The sequence below is a fragment of the Rhodoferax sp. P1_F3 genome (genome assembly GCF_056405715.1).
This window is the reverse complement of sequence record NZ_JBFUBO010000006.1, coordinates 88,379-110,306: the sequence shown is the minus strand read 5'-3', so window position 1 is coordinate 110,306 and position 21,928 is coordinate 88,379. Positions and strand designations below refer to the sequence as shown.

Here is a 21,928-nt window from a genome sequence, read left to right as displayed (position 1 = left end):
GGCTTTTTTTTGCCTGTTTGATTCATGCCACTGACCTGTTGTTGCATGGGTCAGCGGCATGAATTTAGATGGGCAAGGCCACGAGGTCGTGTCCTTGTGCACTCACAATGCGCGCCTTGGTGAATTCACCGACTTTGAGGGTCTTGCTAATCTTCTCAGGTGGTAGCAAACGCACGACACCATCAATTTCGGGTGCATCAGCATAACTGCGCCCCACCCCACCCTTGCGGCCCATGGCTGGCGCAGAATCCACCAACACCTGCATGACTGAGCCCACACGGCGCTGCAGGCGCGCAGCGGACACTTCTTCCGCCACTGCCATAAAGCGTGCACGGCGCTCTTCGCGCAACTCGATGGGCAACATGCCTGGCAGGTCATTGGCAATGGCCCCATTCACCGCGCTGTAGGCAAAGCAGCCCGCACGGTCGATCTGGGCTTCGCGGATGAAGTCCAGCAAATGCTCAAACTCGGCTTCGGTTTCACCGGGGAAACCAGCGATGAAGGTGCTGCGCACCACGAGTTCAGGGCAGGCGGCACGCCATTGCTGTAATCGGTCCAGATTCTTCTCGCCACTGGCGGGGCGCTTCATGCGGCGCAGCACGTCGGGGTGGCTGTGTTGCAGCGGCACATCCAGGTACGGCAGCACACGTCCGGTGGCCATCAAGGGAATGATGTCGTCCACACTGGGATACGGGTACACATAGTGCAAACGTACCCAGGCGCCATACGGTTCGGCGATGTCGCCCAGCGCCTGCACCAGCTCCAGCATGCGCGTCTTCACAGGCTTGCCGTCCCAGAAACCGGTGCGGTACTTCACATCGACACCGTAGGCAGACGTATCTTGACTGATCACCAGCAATTCTTTCACACCACCTTCGAACAGCGCTTTCGCTTCGGTCAGCACATCACCAATCGGGCGAGACACCAAGTCCCCACGCATGCTGGGGATGATGCAGAACGTGCAGCGGTGGTTGCAACCTTCGCTGATCTTCAGGTACGCGTAGTGGCGTGGCGTGAGTTTGATGCCGGCCACTCCAAACGACTGGGGCACCAGATCCAGAAACGGATCGTGGGGTTTGGGCAGGTTCAAGTGCACGGCATCCATCACCTCTTGCGTGGCGTGCGGGCCTGTGACAGCCAACACCTTGGGGTGCATCTGGCGAACCATGTTTTCACCACCGTCTGTGGTCTTGGCGCCCAGGCAACCCGTCACGATCACGCGGCCGTTTTCGGCCAGCGCTTCGCCAATGGTGTCCAGACTTTCCTTGACCGCATCGTCAATGAAGCCACAGGTATTAACGATGACCAAGTCCGCGCCCTGGAAGGTCTTGGAGGTTTGGTAACCCTCTGCGCTCAGTTGCGTGAGGATCAGCTCGGAATCGGTCAAGGCTTTGGGGCAACCCAAGCTGACAAAACCGACTTTGGGAACTTGGGGGGGACTGACAGGGGATAAAACTTCGCTCATTCCCCTATTGTCCCAGTATTCAGCCTCCGCGCCCAGCCGACTGGATATCGCGCGCCTGCCAGTTCAGCGTTTGAGGCCGAAGGTACCCAGGAATTGCTCCGTCTGCTTTTGCATTTGCTCCTGCATTTGCTGAAACATATTGCTGCCCGCCACGCCCGGCACGATAGGGACTTGCATGTCCATCAACGCCTGCATGTTCTTCTCAAGGTAGCCACCCATCATGCCCTGCATGGTGTGCCCATAAAACCGGATGATGTTGGCCAACACCGGCGTAGTAAACATGGGAGAGCCGTTGGCTTCTTCTTCCAGAATGATTTGGAGAAGAATGCTGCGCGTAATGTCTTCGCCAGATTTGGCGTCGACCACCGCAAAGGCCTCGTTGTCCATCACCAGGCGCCGAATCTCTGCAAGCGTGATGTAGGTCGACGTGTCGGTATCGTAGAGACGGCGATTCGGGTATTTTTTGATGATCCGTTGCGACGTTTTGGAATCTTTGGAGCTAGGTTTTTGCATTGCGATCGCCGCCACTGAAAGTGAAAGTCAAAAAAGTGTTGCGCTGCAGCACATTCTAGAGGTGGGCAGCCCCGCTGCGACCTAGGATAACCCTAGCGCGAAAGACGTCACTGCAACTGGATCGGGATCTTCTTGAGCCGCCTGTGCAGATTGGGGTACTGAAAGGCAATGCGCTTGAATTCCAGCTCCACCTGTTTGGCTGTCAGCTTCTGATTGCGGAACAACGCCCCATACAGCACGGTAAACCTTTTCTCAAACACCCAGCGATGGTGGAGATTAACGAAGACCGCTTCCCGCGAAAGAGTTGCCGAGGTACCAAAGGTCCGCCAGGTGCCATCGCCTACGCCAACGGCCCGATCCGACTGGGTGAACCCGGTATAGGACACATCATGCATGGCTTGGTAGTCCTTGGACTGAGCCAGCATGCCTTCGTAGCTTGCAAGGATCTGAAACTCGCCGAGCTTGAGTGTATTGTTGAGCTTCGCACCCCATACCTGCAAAAAGCTTTCCGCCAGATCCCGCGTCACCTTGCCAGGCCCAAAGAGGCTATTCACCCCCTTGCCTCCGTCCTGGCTGGCATTGCCCACCAGCGTAGCGTGCCGGCCGGGCATGGTGGTAATGAAAAACTCGGTATCCGAAGCGAGGGATGGCAAGACCGGAGAGAAGCCGCGCGAGCGTTCATCGGCGGCGTAAATCGCAACATAGCGTTTGACGTTGCGGCCCAGAGTAATCCTGCGGGTATCAAAATTGCCTGAGCCCGGCACAGGATCACAGGCAAAGATATTGACCGGCATGTTGGACCACCCCTCCACCTCAGCCAAGGCATTGGCAAACATGTGGCAGGTCACACCGCCCCGACTCCAGCCCACGACGTTCACGCAGTCGATGGGCTTGTTCTTGCGCATGATCTGGACTTTTCTTTGCTGCAGCGCCTGCGGTGAGATGCGGGCATGCAAATCGAAGTTGACCGTCTTGGTTGCCCCCAGCAACGCCCTTTCGATCTTTCCTGTACGCTCCACGGTGTCCACCCCCACCCCGGCCGCCCGCAAAATCTTTGTCTCGGCGCGGGTGTGCGCTTTGCGTTCTTCGTAGTTCGTGCCTATCAGCACGGCGACTGCATGCTTGACATTCTCTTCCCAACCTTTGCCTTGCAGCGTGCCACGAATGCCCGAGTAATTGCCTGCCGGCACCCACTTTTCTGCTTCCTGGATGTTGCCGCTGCCGGGGCCATCGACAATGATCCAGTCAACGAATTCATGCCCCGCGTGGTTCTTCGCCAAGGTCGAAATCAATTCACCCTGGTGGTAGTTCGTATTCGCAAAGTCGTAACTATTCGAACCCGTCCCGCAGAAGAAGATGGTGAATGCAGCCATTCGCCGCATTCTAGGGCTAAGGGAAACGGCTGCGACAGGCAACAAAAAAGCACTTAACGTTGCCGCAAAGTGCTTGGATTCTTTTCGAAATTTGGTAGGCGCAATTGGACTCGAACCAACGACCCCCACCATGTCAAGGTGGTGCTCTAACCAGCTGAGCTATGCGCCTACATATATCCGAGAGGCCGAAGTATAGCAGCATAAATGCACCCTCCCTGCCCCACACCGGCGAAAGTCGCCGTGGGCTGCGCCATAATTGACGTTAACGTAAACGTCAATCCATCCATTCACAAGGAGTTCTCTATGGAAATCGCAGGCAAGGTCTTCATCGTTACCGGCGGAGCGTCGGGTTTGGGCGAAGGCACGGCGCGCATGCTGGCGGCCAAAGGTGGCAAGGTGGTGATTGCCGACATGCAGGCCGAAAAAGGCGAGGCCATTGCCAAGGACATTGGCGGCGCATTTGTGAAATGTGACGTCAGCAGCGAAGCCGATGGCCAAGCCGTAGTGGCCAAGGCAATCTCTTTGGGCAAGCTCATGGGCCTGGTGAACTGCGCAGGCATTGCCCCGGCAGAAAAGACCGTGGGCAAGAACGGCGCACACGCGCTGGCCTCCTTCAGCAAAACCATTACCGTGAACCTGATTGGCAGCTTCAACATGATTCGCCTGGCCGCCGACGCCATGAGCAAGAACGAACCCGAAGCGACCGGTGAGCGTGGCGCGATGATCTCCACCGCTTCGGTGGCTGCCTATGATGGACAAATTGGCCAGGCCGCCTACAGCGCCTCCAAAGGCGGCGTGGTCGGCATGACCTTGCCGATTGCGCGCGACCTGGCACGCAACGGCATCCGCAACATGACGATTGCACCCGGCATTTTTGGCACGCCCATGCTGTTCAGCATGCCGCAAGAGGTGCAGGATGCGCTGGCCGCCGGTGTGCCCTTCCCTTCACGCCTGGGCACCCCGCAGGACTACGCCAAGCTGGCCGTGCACATTTTTGAGAACGACATGCTCAACGGAGAAGTGATCCGCCTGGACGGCGCCATTCGCCTGGCACCGAAGTAAGTCAACCGCCTCCTCCGGGTCGCGCCCTTCTTTTTTTGCGATGCGCCCGGATGGAGGCAATGATGCCCACGACGAACACGGCACTGGCCAGCAGCTGCAGCCATGACGGCCACACGCCATAGCCCACAAACGCGTAGAGCAAGGCAAACAAGGTTTCGCTCACAATCAGCTGGCCGCACAGGCTCGCACTCAAACGGCGGCTCGCAATATTCCAGAGTACGGTGGCCAGCCAGGCCGAACCCACTCCGGTTGCTATACAAACCATAGCTGCTTGCGCAATATCTGCGAGGGCTAGAAGCACTTTTGACTCTGAACCAAGCATCAACCACAAAGCTACGGCGCCCAGGCCGGACGCTACGCCCAGCCAATTGGTCCAGTCGGTCACGTTCACCTCGTGATGGTGTTTGAGCCAAGCCGAGTTCAGCACGGCAAACGCAGTCCAGCAGAACATGGACAAGAGTGCAAAGCCAATGCCGCGCCAGTACACCCAGCCCTGAGTCGCGTGCTCCGCTGCACCCGCTGTCTCTGTGCCCATCATCAATAGCACGCCGGTGATGGTAAGCAGGAGCCCGGGCAACAGGCTGCGCCACAGCAGATCCTGCGGCTTGCCCAGCAGCATGACCCAAATAGGAATGGTGCCGATGATGAGCGTGGGCACTTCCACCCCGGCATCACGAATGGAAAGCACCAGCAGCAAGTAGTAACCCGAGAAGCCCAGAACGCTCAAACCCAAGGCAGCACCCAGCTGCCGCCAGGTGGGCCAACGGCGCTTGCCCCGCGTCAGCAGCATGACCAGCAGGGCCGTCAACCCATAGCAGGCGAAGCGGCCTGCCGCCAGATCCACCGCAGCCAGCCCTGGTGCCAGCGCGGGAGCCACAAACACCAAGCCCCACAGCGCCCCTGCTGCCAGGCCGGCCAAGATGCCGACTAGCAACCGCGCACCCAACGGTTCAAACGCAGGCCCTCAAATACCAAAACCATCGTCCGCAGCGATCACGGCACCGTTGATAAAGTGGCTTTGGTCCGAACACAGCGTCACCAGAATCGCATCCAGGTCTTGCGGGTGACCAATGCGCTTGCGCGGCAGCATCTGCACCAGCTTCTGGCCGGCGTCCGTTTGCCAATGGTGGTGGTTGATTTCGGTATCGATGTAGCCGGGGCACAGCGCGTTGACATTGATACCGAACTTGCCCCACTCCAGCGCCATGGCTTTGGTCATTTGGATGACTGCGGCTTTGCTCACACAGTAGACCCCGATTTGCGGCAGCGGCCGCAACCCTGCCATGGACGCCACATTCACAATGCGCCCGCCTGTGTAGTTGCCCGGCGCCGAGCCCTTCGCGCGTGCCAGCATGCGCTTACCGACCTCCTGAGCCACAAAGAAAGCGCCCTTCACATTGGTGTTGAACATGAAGTCGTAGTCATCTGGCGTCACGTCCTGCAGGCGCTGCGTGGTGCTGACTCCGGAGTTGTTGATCAGGATGTCGATCGAGCCTACTTCCGTCTCCGCGTGCGCCACCGCCGACTTGATGGAGTCATGGTCCGTCACATCCAGTTCCACCACATGGGCATCGCCCCCCAGCCCCGTGATTTCTGCGCGCAGGTCTTTGAGTTTGTCCACTCGGCGACTGGCCAGCACGACAGCGGCACCAGCGCCCGCCAAAGTTTTGGCAAACTGCGCGCCTAGTCCACCGGAGGCCCCCGTGATGAAAGCGACACGGCCTGAGAGATCGATGCTGTAAGCCATTTAGAGTGCCTCCTCGAAATAAAAAGAACGACCGTTCTTTTTTGTGAAATCAGCGAATAAAATCCAACTCCAGTTCGATGCGCCTTTGCATGCGCCCACCGATCAGAAGACCACCCATTATTAAGCGAGACACCCCATGACAAACCAGGAAATTCTGGCCCAGTTCGGCCCCCGTGAATCCATGGAATACGACGTGGTCGTCGTCGGTGGTGGCCCCGGTGGTTTGGCCACCGCCATCCGCCTGAAACAGCAGGCCGCCAAGAAAGGCACCGATGTTTCGGTGGTGGTACTGGAGAAGGGTTCCGAGCCCGGCGCGCACATTCTTTCGGGCGCCATCATGGATCCCAAGGCCCTGACCGAACTGATCCCGAATTGGAAAGAACTGGGCGCTCCGCTGAACCAGCCGGTCACCGACGACGCCTACGTCTTCCTCGGCGAACAAACCGGCGTGCGCGTGCCCAACATGGTCCTGCCACCCTTCGCCCACAACGATGGCAACTACATCGTCAGCCTGGGTGCCGTCACCAAATGGATGGCCGAACAGGCTGAGGCACTGGGCGTGGAAATTTTCCCAGGCTTCTCTGCGGTCGAAGTGCTCTACAACGATGATGGCTCCGTTAAAGGCGTAGCCACCGGCAACCTGGGCGTGGGCAAAGACGGCGAACCCATGGAGAGCTTCCAGCTCGGCATGGAGCTGCTGGGCAAATACACCGTGTTCGCCGAAGGCGCACGCGGCCACTTGGGCAAACAGCTGATCGCCAAGTTCAAGCTGGATGAGGGCAAAGACCCGCAAAGCTGGGGCATAGGCATCAAGGAACTGTGGGAGATTGACCCATCACGCCACAAGCCCGGTTTTGTCATGCACACCGCAGGCTGGCCGATGGAATCCGACACCTACGGTGGCGCGTTTTTGTACCACCTGGAAGGCAACAAGGTTGCACTGGGCTTTGTCACCGGCTTGGGCTATTCCAATCCGTACCTCAGTCCGTTTGAAGAATTCCAGCGCTGGAAGACGCACCCCAACGTGCGCTACTACTTTGAGAACGACAAGGGCGAAGTCAACGCCAAGCGCCTGGGCTACGGTGCCCGCGCGATCAACGCCAGCGGCATCAACGCATTGCCCAAGACCGTGTTCCCGGGCGGCTGCCTGATTGGCTGCAACGCCGGCTACCTGAACGTGGGCCGCATCAAGGGCAGCCACGCCGCCATCAAGACCGGCATGCAGGCTGCCGAAGCCGCGTACGACGCGGTGGTGGTCGGCCGCCAGCACGATGAGCTGAGCGCTTACCCTGAGGCGTTTGAGAAGAGCTGGCTGCACACTGAGCTGAATAAGGACCGCAACTTCAAGAACTGGTTCAAGTACGGCCTGACCGTGGCAACGCTCATGAACGGCTTTGAGCAATTCGTACTGCGCGGCCACATTCCTTGGACGCTGCGCCGCACCAAGCCTGACTACGCCTACTTGAAACCTGCGGCCGAGTGCACGCCCATCGCCTACCCCAAGCCCGATGGCAAGCTGACGTTTGACCGCTTGAGCAGCGTGTTCATCAGCAACACCAACCACGAAGAGCAACAGCCTGCGCACTTGACGCTCAAAGATGCGTCGGTGCCTGTGAGCATCAACCTGGCCAAGTACGCTGGCCCGGAAGCCCGCTACTGCCCTGCCAGCGTGTACGAGTTTGTGCCCGACACTGCCAAGGGCGGTGATGCCCAGCGCTTGCAGATCAACGCGCAAAACTGCGTGCACTGCAAGACCTGCGACATCAAGGATCCGACGCAAAACATCGTCTGGGTCACACCAGAAGGCGGCGGCGGCCCGAACTACGCGGGGATGTAAAAAAACGGGGCCTCACGCCCCGTTTTTCATTGCTGCTTTTTTAGGCCGGCGCGGCCACACTCCATTGCCGAGTCACCTCGCCCGCGCCGTTCACGCTTTCCAGCGCCACCCCAAAACCCCAGAGTCGTGCCGTGTGCTTGAGCACCTCCAGCGTGCTGTCGCCCAGCGGCCTGTTTTGGTACTGGGTGTGCCGCAGCGTCAGCGTGCGGTCGCCGCGCAGATTCACATTCCAAACCTGAATGTTGGGTTCTCGCGTACCCAAGTCGTACTGCTGTGAAAGCGATTGGCGCAACTCACGGTAGCCAATCTCGTCGTGGATGGCGGCCACTTCCAGTTGCGCTTTTTTTTCGTCGTCGTGAACGGCAAACAGCCGCATGTCCCGCATCAGCTTGGGGCTTAAAAACTGCCCGATGAAGCTCTCGTCCTTGAAATTGCGCATGGCGTGGTCCAGGGTGGGCAGCCAAGGACTTCCGGCAATGTCGGGAAACCATGCGCGATCTTCATCGGTAGGGGCATCGCAAATCCGCTTGATGTCGGTGTACATGGCAAAGCCCAGCGCATAGGGGTTGATGCCGCTGTAGCCCCGGTGGCCCACGGGGGGCTGAAAAATCACATTGGTGTGTGAGCTCAGCCACTCCATCATCATGCCGTTGCTCAAATGGCCATCGTCGTACAGCGTATTCAGCAGCTTGTGGTGCCAGAATGTGGCCCAGCCTTCGTTCATCACCTGCGTCTGGCGTTGCGGGTAAAAATACTGCGCGATCTTGCGCACCAAGCGCACCACCTCGCGCTGCCAGGGCTCCAGCAACGGTGCATTCTTCTCGATAAAGTACAGCAGGTTTTCTTGCGGCTCGGCCGGAAAGCGCTGGCTCTCGGGCGTGTCATCCGGCTTGTCTGCGCCTTTGGGTACGGTGCGCCACAGATCGTTGACCTGCTGCTGCGCATAGGCCTCGCGGGCTCGGCGCGCGCTCAACTCTTGTGCCAGGCTCTTCTTGCTAGGCCGGCGGTAACGGTCCACCCCAAAATTGGCCAGCGCGTGGCAAGAATCCAGAAACAGCTCCACCGTCTCCAGCCCATAGCGCTCCTCGCACTCGCTGATGTAGCGGCGCGCGAACACCAGGTAGTCGATGATGCTGGATGCGTCCGTCCACATGCGGAACAGGTAGTTGCCCTTGAAGAAGCTGTTGTGTCCATACGCCGCGTGCGCAATCACCAGCGCCTGCATGGCAGTGGTGTTTTCTTCCATCAGATAACTGATGCAGGGGTCGGAGTTGATGACGATCTCGTAGGCCAGGCCCATATGGCCGCGGCGGTAGCGTTTGTCGGTGGCGATGAACTCCTTGCCGTAACTCCAGTGTCGGTAATTGATGGGCATGCCCACGCTGGCATAGGCGTCCATCATCTGCTCGGCCGTGATGATCTCCAGCTGGTTGGCGTAGGTGTCCAGGCCAAAGCGGGCCGCGGTCTCGCGGATGACGTCGTGGTAACGCTCGATCAGTTCAAAGGTCCAGTCGCTGCTATCGGGCAGTGGCTCTTGCGCGCGCGGTGGGGCCGGCATGGGCTCTTGCAAGACGATGCGCGTGCGGCGCTCGCCGCTGGGCGGAATACGGGCCGGGTCGTCCAGATGACGGTGCTCCACCGGGCGCTGCGCGAGGATGGGAAGCAGGTCGCTCATGCGGTTTCTCCTTCCTTCTTGAACAGGTCCCGGAACACGGGATAAATGTTCTCGGGCGTGGTGACCTTGCGGATCGCGAAGTTGGCGTGCGCCTCTGCCAATTGGGTGTATTCCTCCCACAGGTCTTGCTCGGTGTCTGCCACCTGCACGTAAGCAAAGTAGCGGCACAGCGGCAGCAGCGCGTCGTTGAGCAAATCGCGGCAACGCCCGCTGTCATTGCTGAAGTTGTCACCATCACTGGCCTGGGCGCCATAGATGTTCCACTCCGCTGCCGGGTAGCGCTCCTCCAAGATTTTTTGCATGAGCTCTAGCGCGCTGCTCACCACGGTACCGCCGCTCTCGGTGGCATGAAAGAAGGTGTCCTCGTCCACCTCTTGCGCCTGGGTGTGGTGGCGTATGAAGACGATGTCAATCTTCTCGTAGTGGCGGGTCAGGAACAGGTACAGCAGGATAAAAAACTGCTTGGCCAGGCCCTTGCGCTCCTCGTCCATGGAGCCAGACACATCCATCAGGCAAAACATCACGGCTTTGGAGGTTGGCACCGGTGTTTTGACCCGGCCGCGGAACCGCAAATCCACGGGATCCAGAAAAGGAATCTTCTTGATGCGCAGCTCCAGCGCTTCGATCTCCTGGCGCAGCGTGCGTATTTCGCGTTCGTGGCCCAAGGGCGACCGCTCCAACTGCGCCAGCAACAGCTTTTTCTGCGCCAGCTCACGCCGCGTTCCCGTCCCCAGCGCCAAGCGGCGACCCAGCGCGCCGCGCATGGAACGCAGGACATGCAGGTTGTTGGGTGTACCGTCGCGCGTGTAGCCCGCGCGGTGGGTTTTCCATTCGGGCGTGTCTCCAATCTGGGTGCGCATCAGGTGGGGCAAGGCCAAGCCTTCGAAAAACACCTGCATGAATTCTTCCTTGCTGAGCGTAAAAACAAAATCGTCTTCACCCTCGCCCGAATCGCTGGCCTGGCCCTTGCCGCCTCCCGCACCGCCCTGCGGGCGTTTGATCTGATCACCGCGAAGGTGGTCGGTGTTGCCAGGGTGCACGGTGTCGCGCACGCCGCCCTCGCCGTGGTGGAACACGGGCTCGCTGATGTCTTTCTTGGGGATGGTGATGTTCTCGGCCTGCTCGATATCGCGGATGCCACGGCCTGTCACGGCCTTGCGCACGGCCTCGCGGATTTGCTCCTGGTGGCGACGCAAAAACCGCTCCCGGTTGCCAATGGACTTGTTCTTGCCCGCCAGCCGGCGGTCAACAATTTGCAGGGCCATTTTCAACCTTTCGTAGCAGACTCCTTACGAACTCTTGCGCACCCGCAGGTACCACTCGCACAGCAGGCGCACCTGCTTGGCGGTATAGCCTTTTTCCACCATGCGCGTCACAAAGTCTTCGTGCTTCTTGGCCTCGTCCGCACTGGCTTTGGCATTGAAGCTAATGACGGGCAGCAGCTCCTCGGTGTTGGAGAACATCTTTTTCTCAATCACCTGGCGCAGCTTTTCGTAGCTGGTCCACGCCGGATTCTTGCCTTGGTTGTTGGCACGCGCGCGCAGTACAAAGTTGACGATCTCGTTGCGGAAGTCCTTAGGATTCGCAATGCCCGCGGGCTTCTCGATCTTCTCCAACTCGGCATTCAGGGCCACGCGGTCAAACACCTCGCCAGTGTCGGTGTCGCGGTACTCGTTGTCCTGAATCCAGTAGTCGGCGTAGGTAACGTATCGGTCAAAAATGTTTTGTCCGTATTCGCTGTAGCTCTCTAAATACGCCTTCTGGATTTCCTTGCCGATGAACTCGGCATAGCGCGGGGCCAGCAGCTCCTTGATGAAGCCGGTGTACTTCTGCTCCAGGTCGGCAGGGAACTGCTCGCGCTCGATCTGCTGCTCCAGCACGTACATCAGGTGCACCGGGTTGGCGGCCACCTCGGCGCTGTCAAAGTTGAACACCTTGGACAAAATCTTGAACGCAAAGCGTGTGGAAACCCCGTTCATACCCTCGTCCATACCCGCGTAATCGCGGTACTCGTGGTAGCTCTTGGCGCGCGGGTCGGTGTCCTTCAGGCTCTCGCCGTCGTAGACCTCCATCTTGCTGTACAGGCTGGAATTTTCAGGCTCCTTCAGCCGCGTGAGGATGGCAAACTGGCTCATCATCTTCAGTGTGCCTGGGGCACACTTGGCCTGGCCCAGCGACGAATCGCGGATCAGCTTTTCGTAGATCTTGATCTCTTCACTCACGCGCAGGCAGTACGGCACCTTGACGATGTAGATGCGGTCCAGAAACGCTTCGTTGTGCTTGTTGTTGCGAAAAGCCTTCCACTCGCTCTCGTTGCTGTGGGCCAACACAATGCCGTCAAACGGAATCGCGCCAAAGCCTTCTGTGCCCTTGAAGTTGCCTTCCTGCGTGGCCGTCAGCAGCGGGTGCAGCACTTTGATGGGCGCCTTGAACATTTCCACAAACTCCAGCAGCCCCTGGTTCGCCAGGCACAGGCCACCCGAGAAACTGTAGGCATCGGGGTCGTCCTGCGAAAAGCTCTCCAGCTTGCGGATGTCCACCTTGCCAACCAGGGACGAAATGTCCTGGTTGTTTTCGTCACCGGGCTCGGTCTTGGCCACACCAATTTGCCGCAGCGTGTTGGGGAAGCGCTTAACCACCTTGAACTGGCGAATATCCCCACCAAACTCGTCCAGTCGCTTCACCGCCCATGGCGACAGAATGCGCTGCAGGTAGCGCGGCGGAATGCCGTAGTTGTCTTGCAACACCGGGCCATCCTCCACCGCGTCAAACAGGCCCAGCGGGCTTTCATTAACGGGGGAGCCTTTGATGGCATAGAAAGGCACCTGCTGCATCAGGTGTTTGAGCCGTTCAGCCAACGAGCTTTTGCCACCACCTACCGGGCCCAGCAAATAGAGAATTTGTTTGCGCTCTTCCAGCCCTTGCGCTGCGTGGCGGAAGTAGCTCACCACCTGTTCGATGGCGTCTTCCATGCCGTAAAACTCGGAGAAGGCGGGGTACACCTTGATGAGCTTGTTGGCAAAGATGCGCGAGAGCTGGGGGTTGTTGCGCGTGTCCAGCACCACCGGCTCACCGATGGCGGCCAACATGCGCTCAGCCGCTGTGGCGTAAGTGAGCGGGTTGCGTTTGCACTCAGCGAGATACTCGTCCAGAGACATCTCTTCTTCACGGCTGCGTGCGTGGCGGGCTACGTAGTTACCAATGGCGTCCATAAGACCTCCTGGCTGGAACAACAAACCTGAATCCCTAGCGGCGGATTCTTGATTTCAGTATATGCCTTGGACTGCAATAGAGTCCAGTTGGTTCCCCATACCCATGTTGTTTGGAAAGCGAATAAACGCGGTGTGATGTCGCCGCTTATTGCAGGACTATGCGGCGCGCTAGCTCAGTTGCACATCCTGCGCAGCCAAACCCGCCTCCATCTGCACGCGGCAACGCGCCATCAGCGCGGGCATGTCGTCTAGCGTCATGCCCGTGGTGGCGATAGGCAGCAGGGTCTTGATGACGATGGTGCCGCTGTGCCAGCGGTTGAGTTGCATGCTGCTTTTGTAATTGCTGCAGCACAGGGTGATGATGGGCACGCCCGCATTGATGGCCATCTGGAATGCCCCTTTTTTAAAAGGGAGTAAACCCTGCCCCAAGTTGCGTGTGCCTTCGGGGAACACCCAGATTGAGGTGTCTTGGTGCAGCATCACGTCGGTGGTTTTGAGCATGGCCTGCTTGGCCTTGAAGGCATTGCCCCGGTCGATGAGGATGTTGCCGGCCAACCAGTAAATCTGGCCAAAGAAAGGAATCCACTTCAGGCTCTTTTTGCCCAGCGACACGGTGCGCCGCGGCACCGCGCAGCCCAGTACAAACAAGTCCCAGTTGGACTGGTGGTTGCACACGATGACAAAGGGATTGGGTTGTGCCAGCATGTCCGCCGTCTCCAGCCGCACCGTGAGCCCCAGGATGCGCAGTGCTGGCGCCGAATACACCCAGCCGCAGAGCCGCGAGTTGTCGGGGTTGAATGGCCGGGCAAGGCAGATGACGAAGTTAATCGCCGAGGCCACCAGGAAATACAGGCCCAGTGTGAGGAGGCGAAGGAGGTAAAGCATACAAGATTGGCGGTAAAAACTAGGCGGGAGTGTAGGCCAGCCCACGCAGACCGAGCTTGCGGCAAATCAGACTGGCATCAACCCGTTTTCCACTGGCCACCGGATGGCGGCTGGTTTAGAATCCTGCCCAGTCAGGAGAGAGCTTCCCACGCGGAGGCCGCCGAAGGCGCAGGACGGCTGATTGCAGCGGTCTGAACGCTCAGGCAAAAGGACTGACATCCGTTGGTGGCTTGGCTACCAACGACACCCCACTGGAGAGAGGTTGCAAACCTTGCAGCCCACCGAAGGAGCAACCCGCAGTCTGCGCACCCCGTTGTGCACGCAGACCCGGCGAATCTCTCAGGTAAAGCGGACAGCGGGGGCAGCACCGGGCGGGCGCAGCCATGCACCCACCCCGGTTTTTGACTTGCCCCTACCTGGATTGCCGCCATGTCCGCCTTCGACACCACTTTGTTGACCACACCGCTCAATGCCCTGCACATCGAGCTGGGCGCCCGCATGGTGCCGTTTGCCGGCTACTCCATGCCTGTGCAGTACCCCGCCGGCCTGATGGCCGAGCACCACCACACCCGCAATGCCGCCGGCCTGTTTGATGTGTCCCACATGGGCCAACTGCGCTTGGTCGGCCCCGATGCCGCCGCCGCGTTTGAATCGCTGATGCCCGTGGACGTGATCGACCTGGCTGTGGGCAAACAGCGCTACGGCCTGCTGCTGACGGACGAAGGCACCATCATTGATGACCTGATGTTCTTCAACAGGGGGAACAACGAGCTGTTTGTGATCGTCAACGGCGCCTGCAAGGTGGGCGATATGGCCCACATCCAGGCCAAGATCGGCGGCCGCTGCCAAGTCGCCCCCCTGCCCGACTACGCGCTGCTGGCGCTGCAAGGTCCGCAGGCCGTCACTGCCCTGTCCCGCTTGGCACCCGGTGTGGAAAAGCTAGTGTTCATGACGGGCGGTAACTTCACCGTCGACACCGGCACCCAAAAGATCGACGTGTTTTTGACGCGCAGCGGCTACACCGGCGAAGACGGTTTCGAAATTTCCGTGCACAACGACCACGCGGATGCCTTGGCCCGCGCCCTGCTGGCCCAACCCGAAGTGAAGCCCATTGGCCTGGGCGCGCGCAATTCCCTGCGCCTGGAAGCCGGCCTGTGCCTGTATGGCAACGACATTGACACCACCACCAACCCGGTGGAAGCCAGCCTGCTGTGGGCCATGCAAAAGGTGCGCCGCGCCGGCGGTGCACGCGAAGGCGGATTCCCGGGCGCTACAAAAATACTAGCTGCTCTCGCAGATTCCACGGGGGCTACAGCACCAAAAGGTACACGAAACCGTGTGGGACTGATCGCGCTGGAACGCATCCCCGTGCGCGACCACACCGAGCTGCAGGACGGTGCAGGCAACAAGATTGGCGAAGTCACCAGCGGCCTGCTCGGCCCCACCATCGACAAGCCCGTGGCCATGGGCTATGTAGATGCGGCTTGGGCGGCTCTAGGCAGCAAAGTAGTGGCCATCGTGCGCGGCAAGCCCGTGCCCATGGTGGTGAGCGCCATGCCTTTTGTGCCCACACGCTACTACCGCGGATAAACCACCAGCCGGGGGCGGCTAAAGTCTGCCCTGGCAGGTTCGTTTTTATTGTTTGATTCCTTTCCTTATTACCCGTTTTTCAGGAGTTCTCCATGTCCATCAAGTACACCCCCGACCACGAATGGCTCAACGTTGAAGGCGGCATCGCCACCGTGGGCATCACCCACCACGCGCAAGACGCGCTGGGCGACGTGGTGTTTGTGGACCTGCCCGAAGTGGGTGCCTCCATTGACGCCAAGGCCGTGGCCGGCGTGGTGGAGTCCGTCAAGGCCGCGGCCGACGTTTACATGCCCGTGACCGGCGAGATCACCGAAGTGAACGAAGCTCTGCGCGCCGACCCCAGCTTGGCCAACACCGACCCGTTGGGCGCCGGCTGGTTCTTCAAGGTCAAACTGTCCAACCCCGCCGAGCTCGAAGGCCTGATGGACGAAACCAGCTACACCGCCTTCTCCGCCAGCTGATCTGGCCCCCACGCTCCGCCGCTGCGCGGGTCGCTGCCCCCCCGAGGGGGCTAATTTTTCTAGGGGCGGCCCGTCGAAAAATTGCCTTCTCATCCACCAACAATAAGCCTGAACGTCCATGCCAACGACCTCTGCCCCCACCCTCGCCCAGCTGGAAAACGCCAGCGAATTCCACGCACGCCACATCGGCATTGATGCCGCTGACGAAGCGTTGATGCTCAAGGCCATCGGCGAGACCTCGCGCCGTACGCTGATCGACAGCATCGTGCCGCGCAGCATTGCGCGCAGCAGCAAGATGGACATTCCCGCCGCGATCACGGAAGCCGCAGCGCTGGCCGAGATCAAGGTGCTGGCAGGCAAAAACAAGGTGCTCAAGAGCTTTATTGGCCAGGGCTATTACGGCACCCACACGCCCGGCGTGATCCTGCGCAACATTCTGGAAAACCCCGCCTGGTACACCGCCTACACGCCCTACCAGGCCGAGATTTCCCAGGGCCGCATGGAAGCGCTTGTGAACTTTCAGACCATGGTGTGTGACCTGACCGGCATGCCCATGGCCAACGCGTCCATGCTGGACGAAGCCACCGCCGCAGCCGAAGCCATGACGCTGGCCAAGCGCAGCGTCAAGAGCAAGAGCCATGTGTTTGTGGTGGCGGGCGACTGCCACCCACAGACCATCGAAGTGATCCAGACGCGCGCTGCGCCGCTGGGCATCACCGTCACGCTGGCCAACTCCGCCCCTGAGTGGGAAGCCGCGCTGGCAGGTGACTACTTTGCCGTGCTGGCCCAGTACCCCGCCACAAGTGGCCGCATTGACGACTTGCGCGCCGATGTGGCCGCAGTGCACAGCAAACAAGCCGCCTTCATCGTGGCCGCCGACCTGCTGGCGCTCACGCTGCTGACGCCGCCCGGCGAGTTTGATGCGGACATTGTGGTGGGCACCACCCAGCGCTTTGGCATGCCGCTGTGCAACGGTGGCCCGCACGCCGCTTATATGGCCTGCCGCGACGAATACAAGCGCTCCATGCCCGGCCGCATTGTGGGCGTAAGCATCGACACCCATGGAAACCCGGCCTACCGCCTGGCGCTGCAAACGCGCGAGCAACACATCCGCCGCGAAAAAGCCACCTCCAACATCTGCACCGCGCAGGTGCTGCCGGCCGTCATCGCCAGCATGTACGCCGTCTACCACGGCCCCGAAGGGCTGACGCGTATCGCCCAACGCGTGACCAAGTTCACCGCCATTCTGGCCAAGGGTCTGGAGCAACTGGGCGCCCCGGTGCGTGCCCAGGCCACCTTTGACACGGTCACGCTGAAGACCGATGGCGCTACGAATTCGATAGCTGCTCGCGCAGTGACGCTGGGGGCCAACCTGCGAACTTACTTCGAAAACTACCTGTGCATCGCGTTGGATGAAACCACCACGCGCGAGGACATTACGCTGCTTTGGAGCCTGTTTGCGCAACCCGGGATGCCCCTGCCGAGCGTGGAAGCGCTGGAGGAAAGCACGTTGGACTCGCTGATCCCTGCCGAGCTGCGCCGCACATCCCCTTTCATGACGCACCCGGTGTTCAACACCCACCACTCCGAGACCGGCATGCTGCGCTACATCCGCATGCTGAGCGACAAGGACCTGGCGCTGGACCGCAGCATGATTCCGCTGGGCTCTTGCACCATGAAGCTCAACGCCACCAGCGAGATGATCCCCATCACCTGGCCCGAGTTTGCCAACATCCACCCCTTCTGCCCCGCCGACCAGCGTCAGGGCTATGCCGAGCTGGACACGCAACTGCGTGCCTGGCTCTGCGCGGCCACGGGCTACGCCGGCATTAGCCTGCAGCCCAACGCGGGCAGCCAGGGCGAGTACGCGGGTCTGTTGGCCATCCAGGCCTTCCACGCCAGCAAGGGCCAGGGCCACCGCAATATCTGCCTGATCCCCAGCAGCGCCCACGGCACCAACCCGGCCAGTGCGCAGATGGTGGGCATGCAGGTCGTCGTCACCAAATGCGACGACAACGGCAACGTGGACATGGTCGACCTGCAAGCCAAGTGCGAACAACACAGCGCCAACTTGGCCGCGGTGATGATCACCTACCCCAGCACGCACGGCGTGTTTGAAACCTCGGTCAAAGAGCTGTGCGCCCTGGTGCACCAGCACGGCGGCCGTGTCTACGTGGACGGCGCCAACATGAACGCACTGGTGGGCACGGCAGCCCCCGGCGAGTTTGGCGGCGACGTAAGCCACCTGAACCTGCACAAGACCTTCTGCATCCCCCACGGCGGTGGCGGCCCTGGTGTTGGCCCAGTCTGCGTGGTTGAAGATCTCGTGCCCTTTCTGCCCGGCCATGCCACCGGTGGTGTGCCTGGCACCGGCGCGGTCAGCGCCGCGCCCCTGGGCAACGCCGCCGTGCTACCCATCAGCTGGATGTACTGCCGCATGATGGGCGCTGACGGCCTGCAGCATGCAACCGAAGCAGCCATCCTGGCGGCCAACTACATCAGCTCGCGCCTGGCGGACCATTACCCCACGCTGTACGCCAGCGCCAACGGCCATGTGGCACACGAATGCATCCTGGACCTGCGCGGCTTCAAGGACACCTGCGGCGTGATGGCCGAAGACGTGGCCAAGCGCCTGATGGACTATGGTTTCCACGCGCCTACGCTGAGCTTCCCCGTACCCAACACGCTGATGGTGGAGCCCACCGAGAGCGAAACCTTGGCCGAGCTGGACCGTTTCATCAGCGCGATGATCGCCATCCGTGGCGAAATTGCACAAGTGGAGGCCGGAAGCTGGCCACAAGACAACAACCCTTTGAAGCATGCTCCTCACACCGCCGCCAGCTTGCTGGGCGCCGAATGGGACCGTCCTTATAGCCGCGAGGTGGGCGCCTTCCCGGTGGCCAACCTGAAGGCGGTGAAGTACTGGCCCTCTGTGGGGCGTGTGGACAACGTGTATGGCGACCGCAACCTGTTCTGCAGCTGCGTGCCATTGTCGGAATACGCTGAAAGCTAAGTTGTAAGTTTCTGGGCGGCACTGCATTGCATGCAGCCGCCCAGGCCAGGCTAGACCTGGCATCGCAGCGGGAGAGTCTGGTGCCTAAAAACGCCAGCGCCGAAGGAGCAACCACCCCGGAAACTCTCAGGCAAAAGGACCGCTTCGATCATTAGCACTCTGAAGAGCTGCTGCGGATTAGTCCCCGCGGCACACCGCAGGAGCAAGCCGCTGGCCCACAAGGCCGCCGGTGAATCTCTCAGGTATCAAACAGAGGGGGTCGTCACCTGCACATGGTGTGTGGGTCGGCGACTTCTTGGTTTGCGACTGTTTTGCGAGAGCTCTTTATGAAACACATAGCCATCATTGGCGGCGGCATCACCGGCATCACCAGCGCCTACACCCTGGCCCAGGCGGGTTACCAGGTCACCCTGATTGAGAAAAACCGCTACGCGGGCATGGAAACGTCCTATGCCAATGGCGGGCAACTGTCGGCATCGAATGCCGAGGTCTGGACCCACCCCAGCACCATTATTAAAGGCCTGAAGTGGATGTTTACCAAGGACGCCCCGCTCTTGATGAACCCCACGCCCACCTGGCACAAGCTGAGCTGGATGGCCGAATTTGTGGCTGCCATCCCCAAGTACCGCGACAACACCGAGGCCACCACGCGGCTGGCCATTGCCGCGCGCGAACACCTGTTTGGCTGGGCCGAGAAGGAAGGCATTGACTTCGACCACAAGCGCAAAGGCATCCTGCACATCTACCGCAACAAGGCGGGCTTTGACCACGCGGGCGCGGTGTCCACCATGCTGGCCGCTGGCGGCCTGCCGCGTCGGGCTGTCACGCCGGACGAGATGCGTGCGATTGAGCCCACGCTGCAAGGCCAGTATTACGGCGGTTACTACACCGAGAGCGATTCGACCGGCGACATCCACAAATACACCCACGGCCTGTCGCAGGCCTGCGCGCGGCTAGGCGTGAAGTTTCTGTATGGCCACCAGGTGCAGAGCGCCTCTGCCGATGGCCGCAGTGCCCAGCTCACGCTGCAGCATGAGGGCCGCACCGAGACGCAGGTGTTTGACGGTGTGGTGGTGTGTGCTGGTGTGCATGGCCGCGGCATTGCCGCGCAGCTGGGTGACCGGCTCAATATCTACCCGGTCAAGGGCTACTCCATCACCGTGCACCTGAACGATGAAGCCAGCCAGCAGGCCGCACCGCAGGTGAGCCTGCTGGACGACGAAACCAAGCTGGTGACCAGCCGCCTGGGCCAAGACCGCTTCCGCGTGGCGGGCACGGCCGAGTTCAATGGCATGAACCAAGATATCCGCGCCGACCGCATCCGCCCGCTCATCCAATGGGTAAACCAGTGCTTCCCCGGTGTGAGCACGCGCCGTGCGGAGCCCTGGGCCGGCCTGCGGCCCATGCTGCCCAACATGCTGCCACGCGTGGGCCGGGGCAAACGCGCCAACGTGTTCTACAACACCGGCCACGGCCACCTGGGCTGGACACTGTCGGCCATCACCGCACACCAATTGGTGGGGCATGTGCACCAGCACTTTGCAACACAAGCGACTTCATCCACACTTCACCCACTAGGAGCACCACATGGCAGTATCCGTATTTGATCTCTTCAAGATCGGCATGGGGCCCAGCAGCTCGCACACCGTGGGCCCCATGCGCGCGGCGCGACAGTTTGTGGCGCGGCTGCAGCACAGTGGCGTGCTGGAGCAGACCACCACCGTGCGCTGCTGGCTGCACGGCTCGCTGGGCGCCACCGGCAAGGGCCACGCCAGCGATGTGGCCGTGCTGCTGGGCCTGTGTGGCCATGAGCCCGACACAGTGGAGGTGGACCTGATCCCCGCACTACTGGCCGAGGTGCGCAGCAGCCAGCAGCTTACGCTGGCGGGCACGCACCGCATTGCCTTTCGCGAGAAGGATGACCTGCTCTTCATGCGCGCTCCCCTGCCCTTCCACGCCAACGGCATGCGCTTTGTGGCGCTGGACGCGGCAGGCAACGAGCTGGCCAACCGCGTGTATTACTCGGTGGGTGGCGGCTTTATCGTGAGCGATGAAGTCGCTGCAGATGGCAGCCGCCAAAAGGTGATTGCGCCGGATGCAACGGTACTGCCCCTGCCCTTTACCAGCGGCGATGCGCTCTTGGTGCTGGCCCAAGAACATGGGCTCAGCATTGCCCAAATCATGCGCCGCAACGAGCAGCATTGGCGCAGCGATGCCGAGATTGACGCGGGCCTGCTGCGCATCTGGCAGGTCATGCAGGATTGCGTGAAACGCGGCTGCGCGGCCGATGGGGTACTGCCCGGTGGCTTCAAGGTCAAGCGCCGCGCCAAGGCCCTGCTGCAGGCACTGACTGCCAACCCTGAACACGCGCTGCGCGACCCGCTACAGGTGATGGACTGGGTCAACCTCTACGCGCTGGCCGTGAACGAGGAAAACGCTGCCGGTGGCCGCGTGGTCACGGCACCCACCAACGGCGCAGCCGGCATCATCCCCGCCGTGCTGCACTACTACACGCGCTTTGTGCAGGGGGCCACGGACGCTGGCGTGATCGACTTCCTGCTCACCGCGGCGGCCGTCGGCATTCTCTACAAAGAGAACGCATCTATCAGCGGTGCCGAGGTGGGCTGCCAGGGCGAGGTAGGCGTGGCCTGCAGCATGGCCGCAGCCGCCCTGTGCGCCGTGATGGGCGGCACGCCTGAGCAAGTCGAAAACGCAGCCGAGATTGGCATGGAACATCACCTGGGCCTGACCTGTGACCCGGTGGGCGGGCTGGTGCAGATTCCGTGCATCGAACGCAACGCGATTGCGTCGGTCAAGGCCATCAACGCCGCCCGCATGGCGCTGCGCGGCGACGGTTCGCACTTCGTGAGCCTGGACAAGGTCATCAAGACCATGCGCGAAACCGGCGCCGACATGAAGACCAAGTACAAGGAAACGGCGCGCGGTGGGCTAGCGGTGAATATTGTGGAGTGCTGAGGCCGAATCAAATAGTGCTGTAAGCATGTCCGGGACAAAAGTTGCGCCTACTTCTCCGAGCCAGGAGTGGCGACTCGACGAGGTGACCGGAAGCCGTCACTGACTGCCATTTGCATGCT

The 21,928-nt window shown here is 60.7% G+C and carries 16 protein-coding genes, 1 tRNA gene and 3 riboswitches; of the genes, 7 read left to right on the top strand and 10 right to left on the bottom strand.

The annotated features are described in order from the left end of the window. Positions 1-64: 64 nt before the first annotated feature. The 4 genes from rimO to AC1DZ5_RS11320 form a co-directional block, all read right to left on the bottom strand. Positions 65-1,465, bottom strand: a complete 1,401-nt coding sequence (rimO, locus tag AC1DZ5_RS11335) for a 30S ribosomal protein S12 methylthiotransferase RimO (protein ID WP_477889053.1) — start codon at positions 1,463-1,465, stop codon at positions 65-67. Positions 1,466-1,528: 63 nt separating this feature from the next. Further along, positions 1,529-1,978, bottom strand: coding sequence for a polyhydroxyalkanoate synthesis repressor PhaR (gene phaR, locus AC1DZ5_RS11330; RefSeq protein ID WP_477889050.1), 450 nt, complete (start codon positions 1,976-1,978; stop codon positions 1,529-1,531). A gap of 107 nt (positions 1,979-2,085) precedes the next feature. Further along, positions 2,086-3,351 (bottom strand): hypothetical protein, encoded by a 1,266-nt coding sequence (locus AC1DZ5_RS11325; RefSeq protein WP_477889048.1) that lies wholly within the window; start codon positions 3,349-3,351, stop codon positions 2,086-2,088. Between the two features lie 92 nt (positions 3,352-3,443). Beyond that, a tRNA-Val gene (locus AC1DZ5_RS11320) sits at positions 3,444-3,520 on the bottom strand. A gap of 134 nt (positions 3,521-3,654) precedes the next feature. Between AC1DZ5_RS11320 and AC1DZ5_RS11315 the strand changes: the two genes are divergently transcribed. Further along, complete coding sequence (locus AC1DZ5_RS11315) at positions 3,655-4,413, top strand: 3-hydroxyacyl-CoA dehydrogenase (protein ID WP_477889046.1); 759 nt, start codon at positions 3,655-3,657, stop codon at positions 4,411-4,413. Between the two features lies 1 nt (position 4,414). Here the strand turns inward: AC1DZ5_RS11315 and AC1DZ5_RS11310 are convergent, their stop codons facing one another. Next, entirely contained in the window at positions 4,415-5,347 is a 933-nt protein-coding gene (locus AC1DZ5_RS11310; RefSeq protein ID WP_477889044.1) for a DMT family transporter, read from the bottom strand. Positions 5,348-5,377: 30 nt separating this feature from the next. Then, positions 5,378-6,160 (bottom strand): SDR family oxidoreductase, encoded by a 783-nt coding sequence (locus tag AC1DZ5_RS11305; RefSeq protein WP_310341875.1) that lies wholly within the window; start codon positions 6,158-6,160, stop codon positions 5,378-5,380. A gap of 136 nt (positions 6,161-6,296) precedes the next feature. Here AC1DZ5_RS11305 and AC1DZ5_RS11300 point away from each other — a divergent pair, with 136 nt between their 5' ends. Then, positions 6,297-7,997: an electron transfer flavoprotein-ubiquinone oxidoreductase gene (locus tag AC1DZ5_RS11300; protein WP_477889042.1), complete on the top strand. Its 1,701-nt coding sequence runs from the start codon at positions 6,297-6,299 to the stop codon at positions 7,995-7,997. A gap of 40 nt (positions 7,998-8,037) precedes the next feature. Here the strand turns inward: AC1DZ5_RS11300 and AC1DZ5_RS11295 are convergent, their stop codons facing one another. The 4 genes from AC1DZ5_RS11295 to AC1DZ5_RS11280 all read right to left on the bottom strand — a co-directional run bounded on the left by AC1DZ5_RS11295 (position 8,038) and on the right by AC1DZ5_RS11280 (position 13,769). Continuing rightward, positions 8,038-9,555 carry a SpoVR family protein gene (locus tag AC1DZ5_RS11295; RefSeq protein WP_477889507.1) on the bottom strand — a complete coding sequence of 506 codons (1,518 nt, stop codon included), beginning with the start codon at positions 9,553-9,555 and terminating at the stop codon, positions 8,038-8,040. A 113-nt stretch (positions 9,556-9,668) separates the two neighbouring features. Beyond that, complete coding sequence (locus AC1DZ5_RS11290) at positions 9,669-10,937, bottom strand: YeaH/YhbH family protein (RefSeq protein WP_477889040.1); 1,269 nt, start codon at positions 10,935-10,937, stop codon at positions 9,669-9,671. A gap of 24 nt (positions 10,938-10,961) precedes the next feature. Then, on the bottom strand, positions 10,962-12,884 hold the full coding sequence (locus AC1DZ5_RS11285; protein WP_477889038.1) for a PrkA family serine protein kinase: 1,923 nt from the start codon (positions 12,882-12,884) through the stop codon (positions 10,962-10,964). Between the two features lie 168 nt (positions 12,885-13,052). Continuing rightward, positions 13,053-13,769, bottom strand: a complete 717-nt coding sequence (locus AC1DZ5_RS11280) for a lysophospholipid acyltransferase family protein (protein ID WP_477889036.1) — start codon at positions 13,767-13,769, stop codon at positions 13,053-13,055. Positions 13,770-13,891: 122 nt separating this feature from the next. After that, positions 13,892-13,994, top strand: a riboswitch (glycine riboswitch). A gap of 16 nt (positions 13,995-14,010) precedes the next feature. Continuing rightward, positions 14,011-14,135: riboswitch (glycine riboswitch) on the top strand. A 63-nt stretch (positions 14,136-14,198) separates the two neighbouring features. Between AC1DZ5_RS11280 and gcvT the strand changes: the two genes are divergently transcribed. The 5 genes from gcvT (at position 14,199) to AC1DZ5_RS11255 (ending at position 21,809) form a co-directional block, all read left to right on the top strand. Next, positions 14,199-15,359: a glycine cleavage system aminomethyltransferase GcvT gene (gcvT, locus tag AC1DZ5_RS11275; protein WP_477889034.1), complete on the top strand. Its 1,161-nt coding sequence runs from the start codon at positions 14,199-14,201 to the stop codon at positions 15,357-15,359. Positions 15,360-15,451: 92 nt separating this feature from the next. Further along, positions 15,452-15,820: a glycine cleavage system protein GcvH gene (gene gcvH, locus AC1DZ5_RS11270; RefSeq protein ID WP_477889032.1), complete on the top strand. Its 369-nt coding sequence runs from the start codon at positions 15,452-15,454 to the stop codon at positions 15,818-15,820. 118 nt (positions 15,821-15,938) lie between these two features. After that, positions 15,939-18,833: an aminomethyl-transferring glycine dehydrogenase gene (gcvP, locus tag AC1DZ5_RS11265; RefSeq protein ID WP_477889030.1), complete on the top strand. Its 2,895-nt coding sequence runs from the start codon at positions 15,939-15,941 to the stop codon at positions 18,831-18,833. A 58-nt stretch (positions 18,834-18,891) separates the two neighbouring features. Next, a riboswitch (glycine riboswitch) is annotated at positions 18,892-18,985 on the top strand. 174 nt (positions 18,986-19,159) lie between these two features. After that, entirely contained in the window at positions 19,160-20,440 is a 1,281-nt protein-coding gene (locus tag AC1DZ5_RS11260) for a D-amino acid dehydrogenase (RefSeq protein ID WP_477889028.1), read from the top strand. Further along, positions 20,421-21,809, top strand: a complete 1,389-nt coding sequence (locus tag AC1DZ5_RS11255; protein ID WP_477889026.1) for an L-serine ammonia-lyase — start codon at positions 20,421-20,423, stop codon at positions 21,807-21,809. Before AC1DZ5_RS11260 ends, AC1DZ5_RS11255 begins: the two co-directional genes overlap by 20 nt. Positions 21,810-21,928: the final 119 nt, after the last annotated feature.